The organism is Ciceribacter azotifigens, from assembly GCF_048159625.1.
GTDB lineage: Bacteria > Pseudomonadota > Alphaproteobacteria > Rhizobiales > Rhizobiaceae > Allorhizobium > Allorhizobium azotifigens.
The window spans coordinates 115,588-135,013 of sequence record NZ_JBLQTA010000004.1; the positions used below are offsets into that span (position 1 = coordinate 115,588).

Here is a 19,426-nt window from a genome sequence, read left to right on the forward strand (position 1 = left end):
ACGAACCGGGCAGTCACAAGGAGCAAAGATCATGGACAACGCAAAAACCATCGCCGAACGCTACATCGCGATCTGGAACGAGACCGACGTCACCCGGCGCCGCACGCTGATCCGGGAGAACTGGCTGGAAGACGCGACCTATGTCGATCCTCTTATGTCCGGTGAAGGCCATGCGGAGATCGAGGGGCTGGTCAGTGCCGTTCAGGCCCGCTTCCCCGGCTTCCGCTTCGCCCTCATCTCGGCAGACGGCTACGGCGACCGTGTGCGCTTTTCCTGGAAGCTCGGCCCCGCCGACAATGACGACATGATCGAGGGGACGGACTTCGCGATCGTCGAGGACGGCCGCCTGAAAGAGGTCCACGGCTTCCTCGACAAGGTTCCGGCGGCCGCATGACCGCCGGGAGCCTCGGCGACATCCTGCGAGAATGGCGGCGCCGCCGCCATTTGAGCCAGCTGGATCTCGCGCTCGATGCCGAGATCTCGCAGCGGCATCTGAGCTTCATCGAAAGCGGGCGCGCGGCACCGAGCCGCGACCTGCTGCTGCACCTGACCGAGCGGCTCGGCGTGCCGCTGCGCGAGCGCAACCCGATCCTGATCGCCGCCGGCTATGCACCCGTCTTCGCGCAGAGATCGCTCGACGACCCGGCGCTCGTCGCAGCGCGGCAGGCCATCGACATGATCCTGAAAGGGCACGAACCGTTCCCCGCGCTGGCGGTCGACCGCCACTGGACCCTTGTCTCGGCCAATGCTGCGCTCGGCCCCCTGCTCGCCGGCGTCGAGGACGAGAGCCTGCTTGCGCCGCCGATCAACGTGCTGCGTCTCAGCCTGCATCCAGACGGTCTCGCCCGCCGCATCGTCAATTTCGCAGCCTGGCGCAACCATCTGCTCGAACGGCTGCAGCAACAGATCGCCGCAAGCGGCGATCCCGTACTCCGTAATCTTCTCGATGAGCTGATGGCTTTGCCCCGGCCTCCTGCATCGCCGCACAGGGCCACCGACGAGGTGCACGACCTCGGCGACATCGCCGTCCCGCTGCAAATCGAAACCGAGGCGGGCGTGCTTTCCTTCCTGTCGACGACGACGGTGTTCGGCACGCCGCTCGACATCACGCTGTCGGAGCTGGCTATCGAATCCTTCTTTCCGGCCGATGCACGGACGGCGGAGATCCTGAAGGCGCTGCCTCTTCAGCCGGACGACGACTAGCGGCGGCCGAGCTCAGAACTCGACGCCGATCTGTGCCTTGATGCCGGAGCGGAAAGGATGCTTGACGAGCTCCATCTCGGTCACCAGATCGGCGATCTCGATCAGCTCGTCCTTGGCGTTGCGGCCGGTCAGCACGACATGGGTCATCTCCGGCTTCTCGGTCTTCAGGAACTCGACCACTTCACCGATGTCGATATAGTCGTAGCGAATGGCGATGTTGATCTCGTCGAGCAACACCATCGAGATTTCCGGATTGCGGATCAGTTCCTTGGCCTTCTCCCAGGCGGCCTTCGCCATCGCGATGTCGCGCGCCTTGTCCTGCGTCTCCCAGGTAAAGCCCTCGCCCATTGTGTGGAATTCGCAAATGTCGGAGAAGTGTTTCAGGATCAGGTCGCGCTCGCCGGTCGACATGGCGCCCTTGATGAACTGAACGACCGCGCACTTCTTCCCGTGCGCGATATGGCGGAAGATCATGCCGAAGGCGGCAGACGACTTGCCCTTGCCCTTGCCGGTATGCACGATGATCAGGCCCTTCTCGTCGGTCTTGGTGGCCATGATCTTGTCGCGCGCGGCTTTCTTCTTGGCCATCTTCTCCGCGTGGCGGGCGAGGTCGGCGTCTTCCGGTCCCTGTGTCTCTTCCGTCATTTTCTCTTCTCCTGTCCTCAACTGCCCTTCGGGAGATCGTCGGCAACGTTCAGCCAATCAACCCGTTCGTCCCAGTGCCAATGTTCGCGGAGCTCGACGCGCAGTCCATCGTCCAGGCTTGCGACATAGAAATCCATTTCGTCCGGCCGCTCGTCCGCTTGATAGGACATCGGCGAGCCGCAATTGCCGCAAAAGCCGCGTCTCACGCCCGGCGACGAGGCGTAGAATCGCAAGCTCTCGCCGCCGATCTCGGCATCGCTGCGCCGGACAGTGAAGAAGGTGGTGACGGGAGACGATGTCGCCCGCCGGCAGCTTTCGCAATGGCAATGACCTGCGCTAAGGACTTCGCCGTTCACTTTGAAACGCACGCCGCCGCACAGGCAGCGACCGGAAAGTTCAGCCATGATGTTCTCCCGCCGAAGCTAGTTCCAGGAGCGAGAACTTGGCCGAATTGCTCTTCGGCGTCCACAACCCTCGGTCGATCGCCTCGATCAGGCGTGCCGACATCTCCTCCAGCGCCGCCGGGTTCTTCTCCGCCATGAAATCGCGCACCCGCTCGTCGAGGATGAAGGCCCGGTAGACGGCTTCGAAATGATGGTCGCGCACCGCACCGGTGGTGGCTGAAAAGGCGAACATGTAATCGACGGTCGCGGCGATCTCGAAGGCGCCCTTGTAGCCGTGGCGCATGACGCCCTCGATCCATTTCGGATTGACGACGCGGGCCCGCACGACGCGGCCGATCTCCTCTTCCAGCGAGCGCACGACCGGCCGTTCCGGGCGCGAATGGTCGTTGTGATAGACGCTCGGCCGATGGCCGGACACATGCTCGACCGCCGCGGTCATACCGCCTTCGAACTGGTAGTAGTCGTCGCTGTCGAGAAGGTCGTGCTCGCGATTGTCCTGGTTCTGCACGACCGCCTGCACCGATCGCAGCCGCTCTTCGAAGAGCCCGCGTTCGGCCTTGCCTTCCTCCCCGGCGCCATAGGCATAGCCGCCCCAGACGAGATAGGCTTCGGCGAGATCGCCGCGGCGCTCCCAGCCCTTCTCGTCGATCAGTGCCTGCAGGCCCGCGCCATAGGCGCCCGGCTTGGAGCCGAAGACGCGGTAGCCGGCACGGCGGGCGGCTGCGGCCTCGTCCATGCCCGCTCCGCGCAGCCGCGTGGCCTCCTCCCGCATGCGGACCGCGACCGGGTTGTCGGCCGCGTCTTCGTCGAGCGCGCCGACGGCACGGACGGCACGGTCGAAAAGGGCGATCTGTTCGGGAAAGGCATCGCGAAAGAAGCCGGAAATCCTGAGCGTGACGTCGACGCGCGGCCGGCCGAGAACGGCCTGCGGAACGATCTCGAAGCCGGTGACGCGGCGAGACGCCATGTCCCAGAGCGGCTTGACGCCGAGGAGCGCCAGCGCATGGGCGATGTCGTCGCCGCCCGTGCGCATGTTCGAGGTTCCCCAGGCGGTCAGCCCGAACGAGGTCGGCCACTCGCCGTGGTCCTGCACGTAGCGGGCGATCAAAAGTTCGGCGGACTTTTTGCCGAGCTCATAGGCCGCCGGCGTCGGCACCGCACGGCTGTCGACTGAGTAGAAGTTGCGGCCCGTCGGCAGAACATCCGGCCTCCCGCGCGTCGGGGCGCCGGAGGGTCCAGGTGGCACGAAGCGGCCGGAAAGGCCGGCAAGCAGGCCCTCAAGTTCGGCCGGACCGCAGGCGGTGACGGACGGCTTCAGCCGTGTTTCGATCTCGTCGAGCACCGCGCGGGTTCGCACCCACGCGTCGGGGCACGTCGCCTCGCCAGCCACCAGCCTTGCGGCGAGCAGTTCGATGCGCTCGACCGTGTCGCCCTTGGTGCGCCAGGGGGCGTCGCTGAGATCGGCAAGGATCGCCGGCCGGGGTCCGTCCCACGGATCGGACATCACGCAATCGAGGGGATCGAAGACGGCCTGCTTGTGCGAAAAATCCCCCTCTGGCCTGCCGGCCATCTCCCCCGCAAGGGGGGAGAGCAACCGCGACTGGCCTTGGCGTTCGACGGAAGCGTCGGGCGCAAGCGGAAGCCCCTCCCCCTTGTGGGGAGGGGTTGGGGAGGGTTTTTCTTCTCCAAGTGCATCCGCCGCAATCGCGCGCTGCAGGCTGGCGTCGCCGCCCTCGCCGAGGCCCCGCGGCACGCGGGCCAGCGCGACGGTCAGGTCGGTCAAAAGCCGGCCTTCCGGCGCAAGGCCGAAAATGTGCAGCCCGTCGCGGATCTGCATTTCCTTGAGATCGCAGAGATAGGCGTCGAGCTTCTCGAGCGCGCTTTCCTCCGCCTCGCCCTTGGCGATCCCGGCGTCTTCATCGAGGCCGATATCGGCGACGAGATCGAGGATCTGCTTCTTCAGCAGCTTCAGGCGGCGCGGATCACCGCCGGCGGCTTCGTAATACTCGTCGACCAGCGCCTCCAGGTCCTTCAGCGGACCGTAGCTTTCGGCGCGCGTCAGCGGCGGCGTCAGGTGGTCGATGATGACGGCCGAGGTCCGCCGCTTCGCCTGCGTACCCTCGCCGGGATCGTTGACGATGAAGGGATAGAGATGCGGAAAGGGACCGAAAACCGCCTCAGGATAGCAGGTCTCGGACAGCGCGAGCGCCTTGCCCGGCAGCCATTCGAGGTTGCCGTGCTTGCCCATATGGATCACCGCATGGGCGTCGAAGACCGTCCTCAGATGCGCATAGAAGGCGAGATAGCCGTGCGGCGGCACGAGGTCCGGAGAGTGATAGCTCTCCTTCGGATCGATATTGTAGCCGCGGGCGGGCTGGATACCGATGACGAGGTTGCCGAGGCGCGACAGCGGCAGCGCGAACCGCCCGTCGACGAAGAAGGGATCGCTCTCCGGCGCCCCCCAGCGCGTGGTCACTTCGTCCTGAATCGCTCTCGGAAGTTTTTCGAAGAAGGCCTTGTACTGATTCAGGGAAATCGTTTCGCGGATCTCCCGACCGTCATTCGCGGCGTTCGTCGGTCCGGCCATCAGATGCGTCATCAGGGCGTCGCCGTTCTCCGGCACTTGGCCGACGGCGTAGCCGGCCCTTTCCATGGCGCGCAGCGCCTCGATCGTCCCGGCCGGGGTATCGAGACCAACACCATTGCCGAGACGGCCGTCGCGGTTCGGATAGTTCGCCATGATAAGCGCAACCCGTCGCCCGGCCGCCGACGTCTGCCTGAGACGTACCCAGCGGGCGGCGAGCGCTGCGACGAAGGCGGTTCGCCCCGGCTCCGGTTCGTGGGTAACGATGTTCGCCTCGACGCGCTCGTCGAACCGGGCCGCCGACTTGAACGAGACGGCGCGGGCAAGCACCCGTCCGTCGACCTCGGGGAGCGCCACGTTCATGGCGAGATCGCGCGCCGAAAGGCCCTGGCTCGAAGCCTGCCAGGCTTCCTTTGCGGACGCCGAGAAGATCGCCTGCAAAACGACGGCCCCGCCCTCGTCGAGCACGGTCGCGCGTCGTTCTGCACCCGGCGCGGAAACGGCAAAACCGGTTGCGTTGATCACCACCGCGGGCGGCGCATCGGCAAAGATTGCCCTGAGGGTATCGACGGAGACGGCATCCTTGAGGCTCGAGACGAAGACCGGCAAGGCGACGAGCCCTTCGGCCGCGAGAGCCTCGATCAGCGCCTCCACCGGCTTCGTCTCGCCACTCTGGACGAGCGCGCGGTAGAAGCAGATGGCAACGACGGGCGTCGACGCTTGGACAAAACCGCTACACCGCCCCCATTCCTCCGTGCCGACCACGCCGCGACCCGGCCACCAGATGCCGGCTTTCAGCAGCGGCCGCGCCGGCTCCGGCTTCTCGGCTCCGGCGACGAGCGCCTCGGCATAGGCGACGAAGCCGCCGGCATTGGCATCGCCGCCCTCGATCAGGTAGGCCCAGAGCGCGGCGAGGTCCTCCGCCGCCAGGTTGGAAAAGCTCGAAAGCCCCTCGTCCGGCTTGTCGTCACCCGGAAGCACGGCGATCATCGCGCCCGACCGTTGTGCCGCTGCGTGCAGGGCCTCCAGCGCATACTGGAAGTAGCTCGCGCCGCCGAGCGCCCTGACCACGATCAGCCGGGCATGGCGCGCCGTCCGCTCGACGTAAGTGTCGACCGACATCGGATGTTTCAGCGCCATCAGGCTCGCGAGACGCCACTTCGGACCGGCCTCGCCGCGCAACCGCACGGCCGCGGCGATCGCCGAAAGCTCGGTGTCGGCCGCCGTCAGGAAGACGATGTCGCCGGCGCTCTGGCCAAGGTCGATCGCCTCCTCGCCGTCGCTGATCGAGCCTTTCTGGGCTAGGAGAAGATGCATGGCTGCTTCGCTTCTCCAAGAGTTCGCGTCGAGGCGTATCGCGTTGACAACATCCCCCTCTGGCCTGCCGGCCATCTCCCCCACAAGGGGGGAGATCGGAAGCCGACAAGTCGCGCCTGCTGCCAGACCCTTCTGAGCCATGCTCCGAACGACCGCCCGTCTTCACTGCTGACGGAACGACCGAGCGTCTCCGCATTCCGGTCTCCCCTCTTGTGGGGGAGATGGCCGGCAGGCCAGAGGGGGGTAACGCTTCGCACCATGGTTAAACCGTTTTTCAACCCGCCGCCTTCTCCACCGCCTCGACCACTGCCGCGAAATCCCATTCGTGCAGACCGATGAGGACGAGGTGGGTCTCCCGCTTCTCGCCGGCGGCCCAGGGTCGGTCGAAATAGGTGTCGATCCGCGAGCCGACCGCCTGGACGACGAGCCGCATCGGCTTGCCGGGCACGTCGACGAAGCCCTTGAGGCGCAGGATGTCGTGTGCCTCGATGATGGCCCTCAGCCGTTCGACGAAAGCGGCCGGATCGGCGATCGCCGGAAGCCGCAGCGCAAAACTCTCGAACTCGTCGTGGTCGTGGTGATGCAGGTGGTCGTGTCCCTCGCCGGAGGCGTGCGCTGCCTCGTGCTCCAGCTCGTGATGCGACTTGCGGTTTTCGATATCGGCCTCCGAACCGGCACCGAGGCCGAGAAGCACGATCGCCGGAACTTCACCGTTCCTCGCCTCGATCAGCGTCGGCTTTCGGTTGATCCGACCGGCCACCTCGGAGCGGACCGCGGCAATCCCCTCACCGTCCAGAAGGTCCGTCTTGTTGAGAACGATCAGGTCGGCGCAGGTGAGCTGGTCCTCGAAGAGCTCCTCGAGCGGGCTGTCGTGGTCGAGCGAGGCATCCTGCTCGCGCATCGCGTCGACCCGATCGTGGTCGTCGGCAAAGCGGCCGGCCGCCACCGCGGCACTGTCGACCACAGTCACGACGCCGTCGACGGTCACGCGGGTGCGGATGTCCGGCCAGTTGAAGGCGGCGACCAGCGGCTGCGGCAGGGCGAGGCCGGAGGTCTCGATGACGATGTGATCCGGCCGCTCGTCGCGTTCCAGCAGACGCTGCATGGTCGGCACGAAATCGTCGGCCACTGTGCAGCAGATGCAGCCATTGGTGAGTTCGATGATGTCGTCCTCGGTGCAATTGTCGGCACCGCAGCCCTTCAGCACCTCGCCGTCGACCCCGAGGTCGCCGAATTCGTTGATGATGAGCGCGATCTTCTTGCCGTTGGCGTTCATCAGCATGTTGCGGATGATCGTTGTCTTTCCGGCGCCGAGAAAGCCGGTGATGACGGTTGCCGGGATCTTCTGCTGCAGCATGGTTCAACCCTTCATTTTCAGCGGCAGTCCCGCCGCGACGAAATAGACTTCGGTCGCGACCGCCGCGACCATCTGATGGAGCCGTCCTGCATGGTCGCGGAATTCGCGCGCCATGCGGTTTTCCGGCACGATGCCGAGCCCGACCTCGTTCGAGACGAGGATGAGCCGCGCCTGAAGCGTCGGCAGGACCGAGACGAGGCGCGCGCTTTCAGCGGCGACATCGCGTTCGTCCAGCATCAGGTTCGTGACCCAGAGCGTCAGGCAGTCGACGAGCACGACGCGACCCGGCGCATCAATGCGCCGGAGAACGCCGACGAGGTCGACCGGCTCCTCATGGGTCGTCCAGAGCCCGCCGCGACCTTCGCGATGCAATGCAATGCGTTCGCGCATCTCGTCGTCGAAGGCGCGTCCGGTAGCGACATAATGGCGTTCGAGCCCGCTCGCCTCGGCAAGCGTCTCCGCATGCCGTGACTTGCCCGAACGGGCACCGCCGAGCACGAAGACGCAGTGGCCGTCAGCCGCGCTCAAGGGCGGACCTCAGCGGCAGAGCGCCGGAAAGACGGACATAGGAAGAGGCCGGGCGCGCGGCCCGCCAGAAAGAATGTGGAAATGCGGGATCGCACGATCCCGCCGTCACAAGATGTCGCCACGACAACCTCCGTGCTGGCAACGGGGACTTTTCCCCAGGATGGGCTTTCAAAGCCCGGCACGGGTGGCAGGTCTCCTGGCTCGCGGTTGAGGCGCCTAGCGCCAGCGGGTCTCTCTCACCTTCCCGGAGCTTCGAGGCGACACGAAGGGCGGACGATTCGTAGAAATAGAGGCGTCCCGGCCCCGGCTGTTCGTGTCGCCACTCCAGTGGCTTTTCCGGTTTCGCCGAAGAACCCGCCGTCCACCTCTTGCGGACCCGTCGCGGATATTCCGGCTCGCCGGATGAAGGACCCTCACCGCTCTACAGTCGCGGGGTCGGCTGCGATTGGCAGGCCCGGCTTGGGTCCCCACCGTCGCATTCCCTTTTGCGTTCCGCCCCGCAATCGACGGCGCGGAAACCATCCGAATGAGAAACTGCTTAGGCGCAAGCGGCAGTGAAGTCAATTCGAAGGGAATCGGCCGTGCAGACCGTGGCGATCATCCTCACCGTCGGCCCGACGGCATGGTCAGTGCGAAGAGCGAGCGAATGCGCGCGGCAATCACTTCGGCGAGCGCCTCCGCCTCGAAATCCGGATTTTCCGTTCCGCTCATCACCGGGAAGGTTGCGGTGGCGACGGGCGAACCGTCTATGACCGAAACGGCCGTTACGGTGACCGTCGCCTCGCTGCGGCGGTTGAGCGGAGAAATGTCCGGCCTGTAGGAGCCGATCCGCACGGAAAGTACCACCGGCGGCGCCTCCGGCCGCGGCACGGTCGCAGCGATCGCCGCGGCAATGCGGCTGTCGGTACTGACGATTACCACCTTCGGCACCCGGATATCGGCAAGCACTGTCAGGTCGCGGACGTCATAGACCTTGGGCGACGTGAAAAGCCCCGCCCCGGCGATGCTGCACGACGACAGCAGCGCGGAAAGGAGAAGGGCGATGGCGGCATGGCAGAACCGCAGAAACATGACAGGCTGATCCGACCCCGATTCGCTTCGGAGAAGCCTGTCATCATTATGGTTAGCGCTGCGTTAAGCGGTAGCCCGCACGGCCCGGAACAGCCGCGCCGCGGCGTCCATCTCTTCGAAGCGCTTGGCCCGGCGGGCCTGCGCCTCCTCGTCCACGCCCCAATGCTCCTCCGTCCAGTCCTCATCGAGATGGGCGAGTGCCCAGACCTCGGGAACGGAAAGGAAGCCTTCGGCGAAGGCGAGCGTCAGGATCGCCGAACCGGTCAGCGTGGTCACCACGTGCAGCGCGGCGAGTTCGAACGGCGTCCGGTAGGCGCTGAGCGCCGAAGCGAAGGCATCGATCGCCGCCTGTGGCTGCGCCTGATGCACAATGCCGGCGGCGAGAACGAAGCGGGCACCGTGGGCGGAAGCCACCCAGTCGATCACCCGTCCCCACTGCCTCGCCTGGCGTTCGACGAGTTCCTGCGGCGATTCCGCGTGGTAGCAGAGCAGGTCGTTGCCGGCGTAGCGCACGATATCCTCGAACACGGCGTCGACCTGATCGGCGACGGCGTCTATCGCCGTGTTGGCAAGCCGGGTCGTCGGCATCGTCGCCGGGTCGATCGTCTCGCCCTGGGCGCGCCACTCCGAAGCGACGAGTTCGGCAGCCTCGGCCGTCGGCAGCCGGAGAGCACGTTTCGCCGGCGTCTTCACGCCGCGTCCGTCGAGCACGACGGCGACACCGTCATCCTCACTCAGCGTGCCGACGTCGGTGTAGAAGCGCTTGGCCTGCGGCCGCTGCATCTGGATCTGCGCCCGGCGCACCGGGTCCGGATCGCTTGGCTCGGGGCCGAAATCGCTGAGAAGGTCACGCATCGACGGTTCCTTTCATGACGTGGGCCAAAAGGTCGGCCGGATGGTCGACGACGGCATCGGCACCCGCGAGCAGCAGCGCGGCGGTCGTCGAATAGCCCCAGGAGACGCCGATCGCCCGGGCGCCTGCGGCCTTGCCCATCTGCATGTCGTAGATCGCGTCGCCGATGACGACCGCATCCCGCGCATCCATGCCGGTTTCGCGGCAGCACTCCAGGACCATGGCCGGATTGGGTTTCGACGGACATTCGTCCGCCGTCCGTGAAACGACGAAATGGGGCTTCAGCCCATGGGTTTCAAGCACGCCGTCGAGGCCACGGCGAGACTTGCCGGTCACCGCCCCGATCAAAAGGTCGTCACGGCGAACCATGGCCGCAATCACCTCGGCGATCCCGTCGTAGAGCGGCTCCTCGAAACCCTGCTCGGCGCGCACCTCGGCGAAAACCGCCTTGTAGTAGAGCGCCATCGCCCCCGCCTCGTGGTCAACGTCCGGTTTGCCCTGCATGGTGGCGATCGCAAGATCGAGGCTCAGGCCGATGATCGCCTTGGTGTGTTCGACATCCGGCGCGGCGTGGCCGAAATGAAGGAAGGTGCGCGTCATCACTGCGTGGATGAGGCCGACGCTGTCGACGAGCGTGCCATCGCAATCGAAGAGGACGAGCTTCATTCCTCGTCCCTCGCTCCGTCGGCTTCATCGAAGCCGAGCAGGTTCCAGCTCTGCACCATGTGCGGCGGCAACGGCGCCGTCACCTTCAGCCGCCCGCCGGAGGGATGCGGAATGTCGATGGAGCGGGCATGGAGATGCAGCCGCTTCTGGATGCCGCCGGGGAAATCCCAGTTCGGATCGTCGATGAAATATTTCGGATCGCCGATGATCGGATGCCCCATGTAAAGCGCATGGACGCGCAGCTGATGGGTACGCCCGGTATAGGGCTCCATCTCCAGCCAGGCGAGGTTCTGGGCTGCAGTATCTATGACGCGATAATAGGAGACGGCGTGGTCCGCCCCCTCCTCGCCGTGCTTGGCGACGCGCATGCGATCGCCGTCCGGGGTCTGCTCCTTGACGAGCCAGGTCGAGATCTTGTCCTCGTGCTTGCGCGGCACGCCCTTGACCAGCGACCAGTAGATCTTGTGGGTATCGCGCTCGCGGAAGGCGGCGGTCAGCTTCTGCGCGGCGCCCCGCGAGCGGGCGACGACGAGAACGCCGGAGGTGTCGCGGTCGATCCGGTGGACGAGACGCGGCTTCTCGCCCTTCTTGTTCGTCCAGGCCTCGAGCATCTTGTCGATGTGGCGGGTCACGCCCGAGCCGCCCTGCACGGCAAGCCCGGCCGGCTTGTTGAGCACGAAGACCTTCTCGTCCTCGTAAAGGAGCATGCGCGACAGGAGTTCGCCGTCGCCCGAGTGCTTCAGGTCCTTGCCGGCGATCGGTCCCGTCTTGGCCTTGGCGTCGACGTCGAGCGGCGGCACGCGGATCATCTGGCCCGGCTGCACGCGCGTATCGCTCTTGGCCCGGCCGCCGTCGATACGCACCTGGCCGGATCGCAGAAGCTTCTGCAATGCACCGAAACCGAGGCCCGGGAAGTGCACCTTGAACCAACGGTCAAGCCGCATCCCGGCCTCGTCCGCATCCACTTTGATATGCTCGACGCCCGCCATTTCCGCTCTTTCGACAAATTTCCGCACGGCCCGAACGCCGCGCATCAGGGCCTTTAGAGCATTTCGCCTGCCGAAGGGAAGCGTAAAAGCTGCCTTAGAGCAGCGAACGCATGACGCCGATGCCTGCGACGGTCGCAATGAGCGAGAGGCCAACGCTCGCGCCAACATAGACGAGACTCGTAAGCGCTTCCCCGCGTTCGAACAGCGAGACGGCGTCAAGCGCGAAGGCGGAGAAGGTCGTGAACCCGCCGAGGAAGCCGGTGATCAGCAGAAGCCGCATCTCCGGCGAGGCGCCGAAACGAGTGACGATCAATTCGGCAAGGAAACCAATTGCGAAGCAGCCGACGAGATTGACGGCGAGCGTGCCCCAGGGAAACGCCGGACCGGCCAGCCGAAGCAGACCGACGCCGACGAGATAGCGGCAGACCGAGCCAACCGCACCACCGGCGGCTACGAGTAGAATCTGGTTCACGTCGCGCCTTCCATCACGTCGGGCCGGGCCGGGCGGGCTCTATCATTCGACCTGTCGCCTCAGGCCCTTACGCCCACGAGGAAATCGGCGACGAAACGCTCAAGCTCGGCCCAGTCCGTGAATTCGAAGTCCTGGCTGGCATCGGTCGGCGCGCCCTCACGCACGGCAAGGCGCTTCGCCATCCAGCGCTTGAAGAAGTCGTATTCGGTGTAGCGCAGTGCACCGGCGGCATTGAGCACCCTGCCCGGTGTCCATCCTGTCTCGGCCATCAGCGCCTCGGGGAAATGACGCGCCTCCTCACGCTCCTCCTCGAACTCGCTGCGGATGAACAGCGAGACCGACACGAAGGCGCTCGGCACCGATTTCAGAAAATCCCTCTCGCGGCGGACGAAATCGACGAAGGGTGCGGGATAGCGCCCGGCATGGATCGGAGCGCAGAGGATCACCGCCTCCGGCCGGTCCAGCGCATATTCGGCCATCGAGGTGACGTTGAAGAAGACGGCGCGATGACCGGCCTTCTCGACCTGCTCGGCGATCTTCTCGGCGATCTTGCGCGTCTGGCCTTCGATGCTGACAAAGCCAATGAGAATGTTCATTTTCCCCTCCGTCCCTCTGTCGGCAACCCGCCAGAGCCACCGCATATCTACCGTTTGCCGCCGCTGAAATCAGCAAGCGGAAGCCTGAATTTGCAAGCAAAATGACAGATCGGCGAGCGATTGCAAGCCTGCTCCGCCGCCATTTCGGGTGGTTCCTTCGGCACCTTTCGCCGCAGGTTCATGGCACCGTCCCGCAGTCCATCGAATTTGAGTAAAATGCCCCTGCCGAATTTAGCGGTCCGTAGAGGGGCCTGCCGTATCCTGCCGCGTTAGAAGATACCGGTGATAGCCATGCCCCAGGTAGTTACAGTGTCGGCCACCACGGCCGCATATGCGATGGAAGCAACCAAACCGCCCCAGCGTGTTCCTCGCAGCACGCTGATCGAGGAGCAGTTACAGGTCTTTGCGGAGCGCGCCGCCAAGAGCGACGACTTCAGGCTGCGCGCACTCCTCACCGTCGTCCAGCCGCCGGCGCTGTCACTCCATTTCCTGACGGCCGGCCAGACGAAGCATGAGCAGGCGACGCTCAAGGAAGCGCTCGCCGCCTATCTCGGTTCTGCCTCCTGAGGATATCTCGGCACTGATTCAAAAAGCGCCGCGGACATCTCGTCCGCGGCGCTCTTTTGTGGCTGAGTTCCAGCGTCTGCTTACATCTTCTTGGGCGTGGCCGGGCCGACGGGCAGGACGAGATCGACGGAGCCGGCCTTTTGGAAGGTCAGCTTGACCTTGACCGTGCCGCCCTCGACGAAGGGTTCCTTGACGCCCATGAACATCATGTGCAGGCCACCGGGTTTCAGTTCGACCGTCTCGCCGGCCGGAACCGGAATGCCGTCCTTGAGAGGCCGCATCTTCATGACGTCGTTTTCCATAACCATCTCATGGAGTTCGACGTGATCGGCCACGGCCGATTCGGCGCCGACCAGCACGTCATCCGCAGAGCCGGTGTTCTTGATGACGACAAAACCGCCGCCGACGGGCTGGCCGGGAAGCATCGCCTTGGTGAAGCCGCCGGTCAGTTCGAGATCGCCGAGCTTGGCGGCTTCCATTCCGCCCGGATTGACGACACCCATGCCGGAACCGGCCATCGCGCCGTTCATCTGGTGACCGCCGGTATCGGCGACCTTGACCACCGGAGCGCTCATGTTGTGACCGGCGTGCATGACGGCGGGCGTCGCCGCCGCGGCACCGTCATGCATGCTGCAGGCAAGGCTCGGATAAGCGAAGACGGCACCGGCTGCGACACTGACGACAGCAAGGGTGAGGCGGGAAATGGTGACTTTCATTATTGTTCTCCTGACCGGTCCTCTGAAACAGAATGGGAGGCGACCGGAACACACCGCGTGGCGGCTTTGTTTTTGACGAAGATTCTCGAAAGATCAGGCGAAGACCGGCGGTGCGCGAGAGCGCGGACGCTCGACGGATTCGGGGCCGAGATAATGCCCCTCGAAGACCGGTTGGTTGTCGAGGCTCGCGAAGGCGGAAAGCAACCAGCCTTCTTCCGGCGGCGCCGGCAGGAGCGTCGCGGCAGCAAGAATGCAGGCTTCGCAGAAGCCGCTCGCAGACGGGTGCTTGACCGCCACGTCGCCGACGCAGAGGTCGGCATAGCTGCCGTCGGGAAGGACATAGGAAGCGTTTTCGATCGACGCCGCCATCACTTGCGGAGGCTTGTGCGCAAAGGCAAGCGACAGCACGGCGAGCGCGCAGAACATGCGCACCAAACCGCCACCGATCCATTTCGCCTTCGTCATTCCATTACCTCCGGGCGGCATCATCCTTAGCGTCTTTCGCGTCGGAATCAACGACCCTCTGCAACTGACGCCACATTCGGACGTCACGTCGCAGCTGTCTTTGATCAAGGACAAATCGCCGCCGCAAGCTGACCTCTCTCGACGGATAAAAACGACAGCGACAATTATTTGCTTCACAACGACGCAAGCCTCTTGCCAAGGGGCAGCCTTGCCAGATAATGCCAAGCCATCTTGTTGGGAGAAGCCGGTTCGATCCGGTGCCGAAGGAGCAACCGCCCCGGAAACTCTCAGGCGAAAGGACCACAAGGTGCCATTGGACTCTGGAGAGAAGCGTTCCGTCTGACGGGACGCGCGCCGAAGGGATAACAATCTCAGGCAAACGGACAGAGGGGGCTCATGTAACCGGCGGGCATTCGCGCGCCATGATCTGAGCCAGCGCATCGAGCGCGAAAACCGGAGGCGCCCTTTGGATACCGCCCAACTGAAACGCACCCCTCTTTATGACCTTCACCTGTCGCTCGGCGCCAAGATGGTGCCCTTCGCCGGGTACGACATGCCGGTGCAATATCCGGCCGGTGTCCTCAAGGAACATCTTCAGACACGCGAAAAGGCGGGGCTCTTCGATGTTTCGCACATGGGCCAGGTGATCCTGCGCGCCAGGAGCGGTCGCGTCGAGGACGCAGCCCTCGCCCTCGAAAAGCTCGTCCCGGTCGATATTCTCGGTATCAAGGCAGGTCGCCAGCGTTATGGCTTCTTCACCGACGAGAACGGCGGCATCCTCGACGACCTGATGATCACCAATCGCGGCGATCATCTGCTGGTCGTCGTCAACGCCGCCTGCAAGGACGCCGACGTCGCCCACATGAAGGCAAAGCTCGCCGACACCTGCGAGGTCGAACTCCTCGATCGCGCCCTGCTGGCGCTGCAGGGACCGAAAGCCGAAACCGTGCTCGCCTCGCTCTCTCCCGACATCGCTTCGATGAAGTTCATGGACGTGCGCGATGCGACGATCGCCGGGATTGCCTGCATCGTCTCCCGCTCCGGCTATTCCGGCGAGGACGGGTTTGAGATTTCCGTGCCCGCCGACAGGGCGGTGGACCTCGCCAATGCCCTGCTCGCCCATCCCGACTGCGAGCCCATCGGCCTCGGCGCCCGCGATTCGCTCCGCCTCGAAGCCGGGCTCTGCCTTTACGGCAACGACATCGACACCACGACCTCGCCGGTCGAGGGCGCGATCGAGTGGGCGATCCAGAAGGCTCGCCGCAAGGGTGGCGCCCGCGAAGGTGGCTTCCCCGGAGCGGACCGCATCCTGTCCGAACTCGAGAACGGCCCTGCGCGCCGCCGCGTCGGCCTGAAGCCGGACGGCAAGGCGCCGGTTCGCTCGCATGCAAAGATCTACAGCGACGAGAATGGCACGAGCGAGATCGGCGAAGTCACGTCCGGCACCTTCGGACCTTCGGCCGGCGGCCCGGTCGCGATGGGCTACCTGCCCTCCTCCCATGCGACGGTCGGCACGACCGTCTATGCCGAGGTCCGCGGAAAGTACCTGCCGATGACCGTCGCCGCGCTCCCCTTCGTCACTCAGACCTACAAGCGCTGATCCCATGACCGCGACCGCCTCTCATCCGGCTGCTGCCAGCGTGAGGACGGGTCGCTCCCCAACACATCAAGAGAGGAACATCACATGCTGAAATTCACCGAAGAACATGAGTGGCTGAAGATCGAGGGCGATGTCGCGATCGTCGGCATCACCACCCACGCCACCGAACAGCTTGGCGACCTGGTCTTCGTCGAGCTTCCGGACGTCGGTTCGAGCTTCAAGAAGGGCGGCGACGCCGCGACGGTGGAATCGGTCAAGGCCGCGTCCGAAGTCTACTGCCCGCTCGACGGCGAGGTGACCGAGGTCAACCAGGCGATCGTTGACGATCCCTCGCTCGTCAATTCCGACCCGCAGGGTGCCGGCTGGTTCTTCAAGCTGAAGCTCGCCAATCCCGCCGATGTCGAAAAGCTGCTCGACGAAGCCGCCTACAACGAGCTGATCGCATGACCACGCCGACCGAATTCCAGTTCACCGATTACCAGCCCTACGACTTCGCCAATCGCCGTCACATCGGCCCCTCGCCGGCGGAGATGAAGGAGATGCTGGCGCTTATCGGTTACCCGAGCCTCGACGCCCTGATCGACGACACCGTGCCGGGCTCCATCCGCCAGCAGGTTCCCCTCACCTGGGGCGCCCCGATGACCGAGCGCGAGGCGCTCGACAAGCTGCGCGATACGGCCAACAAGAACGAAGTCCTCGTGTCGCTGATCGGCCAGGGCTACTACGGCACGATCACGCCGCCGGTCATCCAGCGCAACATTCTCGAAAACCCGGCCTGGTACACCGCCTACACGCCGTACCAGCCCGAGATTTCGCAAGGCCGCCTCGAAGCGCTCCTCAACTACCAGACCATGATCTGCGACCTGACCGGTCTCGACGTCGCGAACGCCTCGCTCCTCGACGAGGCGACCGCCGGCGCCGAGGCGATGGCCATGGCCGAACGCGTCGCCAAGTCGAAGGCGAAGGCCTTCTTCGTCGACGAGAACTGCCACCCGCAGACCATCGCCGTTATCGAGACCCGTGCGGCACCGCTCGGCTGGGAGGTCGTCGTCGGCAATCCCTTCACCGACCTCGACCCGGCGAAGGTTTTCGGAGCACTCTTCCAGTATCCGGGCACCTACGGTCACGTGCATGACTTCACCGGCCTGATCGCAAAGCTCCACGATGCCGGCGCAATCGCCGCCGTCGCTGCCGATCCGCTGGCGCTGGCGCTCCTGAAGGCCCCGGGCGAAATGGGCGCCGACATCGCCATCGGCTCGACCCAGCGCTTCGGCGTGCCGGTCGGCTACGGCGGCCCGCACGCCGCCTACATGGCGGTGAGGGATGCCTACAAGCGCTCGATGCCCGGCCGCCTGGTCGGCGTCTCGGTCGACGCCCGCGGCAACCGCGCCTATCGCCTGTCGCTGCAGACCCGCGAACAGCATATCCGCCGCGAGAAGGCGACGTCGAACATCTGCACCGCCCAGGTGCTGCTTGCCGTCATGGCCTCGATGTACGGCGTTTTCCACGGCCCGAAGGGCCTCAAGGCGATCGCCCAGGCCGTGCACCAGAAGGCCGTGCTGATGGCGAAGGGTCTTGAAAAGCTCGGCTACAAGGTCGAGCCGGAAACCTTCTTCGACACGATCACCGTCGACGTCGGCCACATGCAGGGTCTCGTGCTGCGCGCCGCCCGCGCGGAAGGCGTCAACCTGCGGAAGGTCGGCGAGACGAAGATCGGTATCAGCCTCGACGAGCGCACGCGCCCGGCGACGCTGGAAGCCGTCTGGCGTGCTTTCGGCGGCAATTTCGTGCTCGCCGATTTCGAACCCGGCTACCGGCTGCCGAAGGACCTGCTCCGCAAGAGCGAGTACATGACGCACCCGATCTTCCACATGAACCGTGCGGAAAGCGAGATGACCCGCTACATCCGCCGGCTCTCCGACCGCGACCTCGCGCTCGACCGGGCGATGATCCCGCTCGGCTCCTGCACGATGAAGCTCAACGCCACGGCGGAAATGCTGCCGATCACCTGGCCGGAATTTTCCGACATCCATCCCTTCGTGCCGGCCGACCAGGCGCTCGGCTACAAGGAAATGATCGACGATCTTTCCGAAAAGCTCTGCGCCGTCACCGGCTACGACGCCTTCTCCATGCAGCCGAACTCCGGTGCGCAGGGCGAATATGCAGGCCTGCTGACGATCCGCAACTATCACCTCGCCCGCGGCAATGCCCATCGCACCGTCTGCCTCATCCCGACCTCCGCACACGGCACCAACCCCGCCTCCGCGCACATGGCCGGCATGGAGGTCGTACCGGTGAAGGCGAAGGAGAACGGCGACGTCGATCTCGACGACTTCCGCGCCAAGGCCGAGCAGTATGCCGACACATTGTCGTGCTGCATGGTCACCTACCCCTCGACCCACGGCGTGTTCGAGGAGACGGTGCGGGAAATCTGCCGGATCACCCACGAGCACGGCGGCCAGGTCTACCTCGACGGCGCCAACATGAACGCCATGGTGGGCCTTGCCCGTCCCGGCGACATCGGCTCCGACGTCAGCCACCTGAACCTGCACAAGACCTTCTGCATTCCGCATGGCGGCGGCGGTCCGGGCATGGGACCGATCGGCGTCAAGGCGCATCTTGCGCCCTACCTGCCCGGCCACGTGGCGACCGACGGCCGGTCGGGTGCGGTGTCGGCCGCACCTTACGGTTCGCCGTCGATCCTGCCGATCTCCTGGAGCTACTGCCTGATGATGGGCGGCGAAGGCCTGACGCAGGCGACCAAGGTCGCGATCCTCAACGCCAACTACATCGCCGCACGGCTGAAGGGTGCCTACGAGGTGCTCTACAAATCCGGGCGCGGCCGTGTTGCGCACGAGTGCATCATCGACACGCGTCCGCTCGCAGACACCTCCGGCACCACCGTCGACGACATCGCCAAGCGCCTGATCGACTGCGGCTTCCACGCCCCGACCATGAGCTGGCCGGTCGCCGGCACGCTGATGATCGAGCCGACCGAAAGCGAGACGAAGGCGGAAATCGATCGCTTCTGCGATGCGATGCTGGCGATCCGCGAGGAAGCCCGCGCCGTCGAAGAGGGCCGCATGGACCCCAACGACAACCCGCTGAAGAACGCCCCGCATACGGTGGAGGACCTCGTCGGTGAGTGGAACCGGCCCTACAGCCGCGAACAGGCCTGCTTCCCGCCCGGCGCCTTCCGGGTCGACAAGTACTGGTCGCCAGTCAACCGTGTCGACAACGTCTATGGTGACCGCAACCTCGTCTGCACCTGCCCGCCGATGAGCGAGTACGCGGAAGCTGCAGAATAGCCGGCCTTCCCCAACCGAAACCCGAAAGCCCGCCTCACCAGGCGGGCTTTCTCCATTTCGGGCCAGAGTCGCAAAATCGCCGTCG

Annotated in this window: 18 protein-coding genes, 1 pseudogene and 2 riboswitches; of the genes and pseudogenes, 6 read left to right on the forward strand and 13 right to left on the reverse strand. The window is 65.1% G+C overall.

The genetic code is table 11. The annotated features are described in order from the left end of the window. Positions 1 to 31: 31 nt before the first annotated feature. Both ACM6UT_RS07905 and ACM6UT_RS07910 read left to right on the forward strand, forming a co-directional pair. Positions 32 to 394: a nuclear transport factor 2 family protein gene (locus tag ACM6UT_RS07905; protein ID WP_416796805.1), complete on the forward strand. Its 363-nt coding sequence runs from the start codon at positions 32 to 34 to the stop codon at positions 392 to 394. Beyond that, positions 391 to 1,203: a helix-turn-helix domain-containing protein gene (locus ACM6UT_RS07910; protein WP_416796806.1), complete on the forward strand. Its 813-nt coding sequence runs from the start codon at positions 391 to 393 to the stop codon at positions 1,201 to 1,203. The genes ACM6UT_RS07905 and ACM6UT_RS07910 overlap by 4 nt, the downstream gene beginning before the upstream one ends. Positions 1,204 to 1,215: 12 nt before the next feature. Here the strand turns inward: ACM6UT_RS07910 and cobO are convergent, their stop codons facing one another. From cobO to ACM6UT_RS07965, 11 genes are all read right to left on the reverse strand, one after another. After that, on the reverse strand, positions 1,216 to 1,848 hold the full coding sequence (gene cobO / locus ACM6UT_RS07915; RefSeq protein WP_416796807.1) for a cob(I)yrinic acid a,c-diamide adenosyltransferase: 633 nt from the start codon (positions 1,846 to 1,848) through the stop codon (positions 1,216 to 1,218). Between the two features lie 17 nt (positions 1,849 to 1,865). After that, on the reverse strand, positions 1,866 to 2,252 hold the full coding sequence (locus ACM6UT_RS07920; protein ID WP_416796808.1) for a GFA family protein: 387 nt from the start codon (positions 2,250 to 2,252) through the stop codon (positions 1,866 to 1,868). Beyond that, complete coding sequence (gene cobN / locus ACM6UT_RS07925) at positions 2,245 to 6,153, reverse strand: cobaltochelatase subunit CobN (protein ID WP_416796809.1); 3,909 nt, start codon at positions 6,151 to 6,153, stop codon at positions 2,245 to 2,247. Before cobN ends, ACM6UT_RS07920 begins: the two co-directional genes overlap by 8 nt. A 274-nt stretch (positions 6,154 to 6,427) precedes the next feature. Next, positions 6,428 to 7,510, reverse strand: a complete 1,083-nt coding sequence (gene cobW / locus ACM6UT_RS07930; RefSeq protein WP_416796810.1) for a cobalamin biosynthesis protein CobW — start codon at positions 7,508 to 7,510, stop codon at positions 6,428 to 6,430. A 3-nt stretch (positions 7,511 to 7,513) separates the two neighbouring features. Beyond that, entirely contained in the window at positions 7,514 to 8,038 is a 525-nt protein-coding gene (gene cobU, locus ACM6UT_RS07935; protein ID WP_416796811.1) for a bifunctional adenosylcobinamide kinase/adenosylcobinamide-phosphate guanylyltransferase, read from the reverse strand. Positions 8,039 to 8,207: 169 nt separating this feature from the next. Further along, a riboswitch (cobalamin riboswitch) is annotated at positions 8,208 to 8,576 on the reverse strand. A gap of 65 nt (positions 8,577 to 8,641) precedes the next feature. Then, positions 8,642 to 9,109 carry a hypothetical protein gene (locus ACM6UT_RS07940; protein WP_416796812.1) on the reverse strand — a complete coding sequence of 156 codons (468 nt, stop codon included), beginning with the start codon at positions 9,107 to 9,109 and terminating at the stop codon, positions 8,642 to 8,644. A 63-nt stretch (positions 9,110 to 9,172) separates the two neighbouring features. Continuing rightward, complete coding sequence (locus ACM6UT_RS07945) at positions 9,173 to 9,964, reverse strand: ATP12 family chaperone protein (RefSeq protein ID WP_416796813.1); 792 nt, start codon at positions 9,962 to 9,964, stop codon at positions 9,173 to 9,175. Then, positions 9,957 to 10,628, reverse strand: a complete 672-nt coding sequence (locus ACM6UT_RS07950) for an HAD-IA family hydrolase (RefSeq protein ID WP_416796814.1) — start codon at positions 10,626 to 10,628, stop codon at positions 9,957 to 9,959. The genes ACM6UT_RS07945 and ACM6UT_RS07950 overlap by 8 nt, the downstream gene beginning before the upstream one ends. Further along, a complete protein-coding gene (locus ACM6UT_RS07955; protein WP_129332744.1) occupies positions 10,625 to 11,617 on the reverse strand; it encodes an RluA family pseudouridine synthase in 993 nt (330 codons plus the stop codon). The genes ACM6UT_RS07950 and ACM6UT_RS07955 overlap by 4 nt, the downstream gene beginning before the upstream one ends. 94 nt (positions 11,618 to 11,711) lie before the next feature. Further along, positions 11,712 to 12,089: a fluoride efflux transporter CrcB gene (gene crcB, locus ACM6UT_RS07960; RefSeq protein ID WP_416796815.1), complete on the reverse strand. Its 378-nt coding sequence runs from the start codon at positions 12,087 to 12,089 to the stop codon at positions 11,712 to 11,714. Positions 12,090 to 12,148: 59 nt separating this feature from the next. Further along, entirely contained in the window at positions 12,149 to 12,685 is a 537-nt protein-coding gene (locus ACM6UT_RS07965) for a flavodoxin domain-containing protein (RefSeq protein WP_416796816.1), read from the reverse strand. 291 nt (positions 12,686 to 12,976) lie between these two features. On the opposite strand from ACM6UT_RS07965, the gene ACM6UT_RS07970 reads away from it, so the two are divergent. Continuing rightward, entirely contained in the window at positions 12,977 to 13,252 is a 276-nt protein-coding gene (locus ACM6UT_RS07970) for a hypothetical protein (RefSeq protein WP_416796817.1), read from the forward strand. Between the two features lie 80 nt (positions 13,253 to 13,332). Here ACM6UT_RS07970 and ACM6UT_RS07975 read toward each other — a convergent pair. Both ACM6UT_RS07975 and ACM6UT_RS07980 read right to left on the reverse strand, forming a co-directional pair. Continuing rightward, positions 13,333 to 13,719, reverse strand: a pseudogene (locus ACM6UT_RS07975) (copper chaperone PCu(A)C); the annotation flags it as partial. Between the two features lie 342 nt (positions 13,720 to 14,061). Then, positions 14,062 to 14,433 carry a hypothetical protein gene (locus ACM6UT_RS07980; RefSeq protein WP_416796818.1) on the reverse strand — a complete coding sequence of 124 codons (372 nt, stop codon included), beginning with the start codon at positions 14,431 to 14,433 and terminating at the stop codon, positions 14,062 to 14,064. 224 nt (positions 14,434 to 14,657) lie between these two features. Continuing rightward, positions 14,658 to 14,746, forward strand: a riboswitch (glycine riboswitch). A 153-nt stretch (positions 14,747 to 14,899) separates the two neighbouring features. Here ACM6UT_RS07980 and gcvT point away from each other — a divergent pair. The 3 genes from gcvT (at position 14,900) to gcvP (ending at position 19,341) form a co-directional block, all read left to right on the forward strand. After that, on the forward strand, positions 14,900 to 16,033 hold the full coding sequence (gene gcvT / locus ACM6UT_RS07985; protein ID WP_465245560.1) for a glycine cleavage system aminomethyltransferase GcvT: 1,134 nt from the start codon (positions 14,900 to 14,902) through the stop codon (positions 16,031 to 16,033). Between the two features lie 84 nt (positions 16,034 to 16,117). After that, the gene (gene gcvH, locus ACM6UT_RS07990; protein WP_416796819.1) at positions 16,118 to 16,480 is read left to right on the forward strand and encodes a glycine cleavage system protein GcvH; all 363 of its coding nucleotides are present in this window, start codon (positions 16,118 to 16,120) and stop codon (positions 16,478 to 16,480) included. Next, entirely contained in the window at positions 16,477 to 19,341 is a 2,865-nt protein-coding gene (gene gcvP, locus ACM6UT_RS07995; RefSeq protein WP_416796820.1) for an aminomethyl-transferring glycine dehydrogenase, read from the forward strand. The genes gcvH and gcvP overlap by 4 nt, the downstream gene beginning before the upstream one ends. Positions 19,342 to 19,426 lie beyond the last annotated feature (85 nt).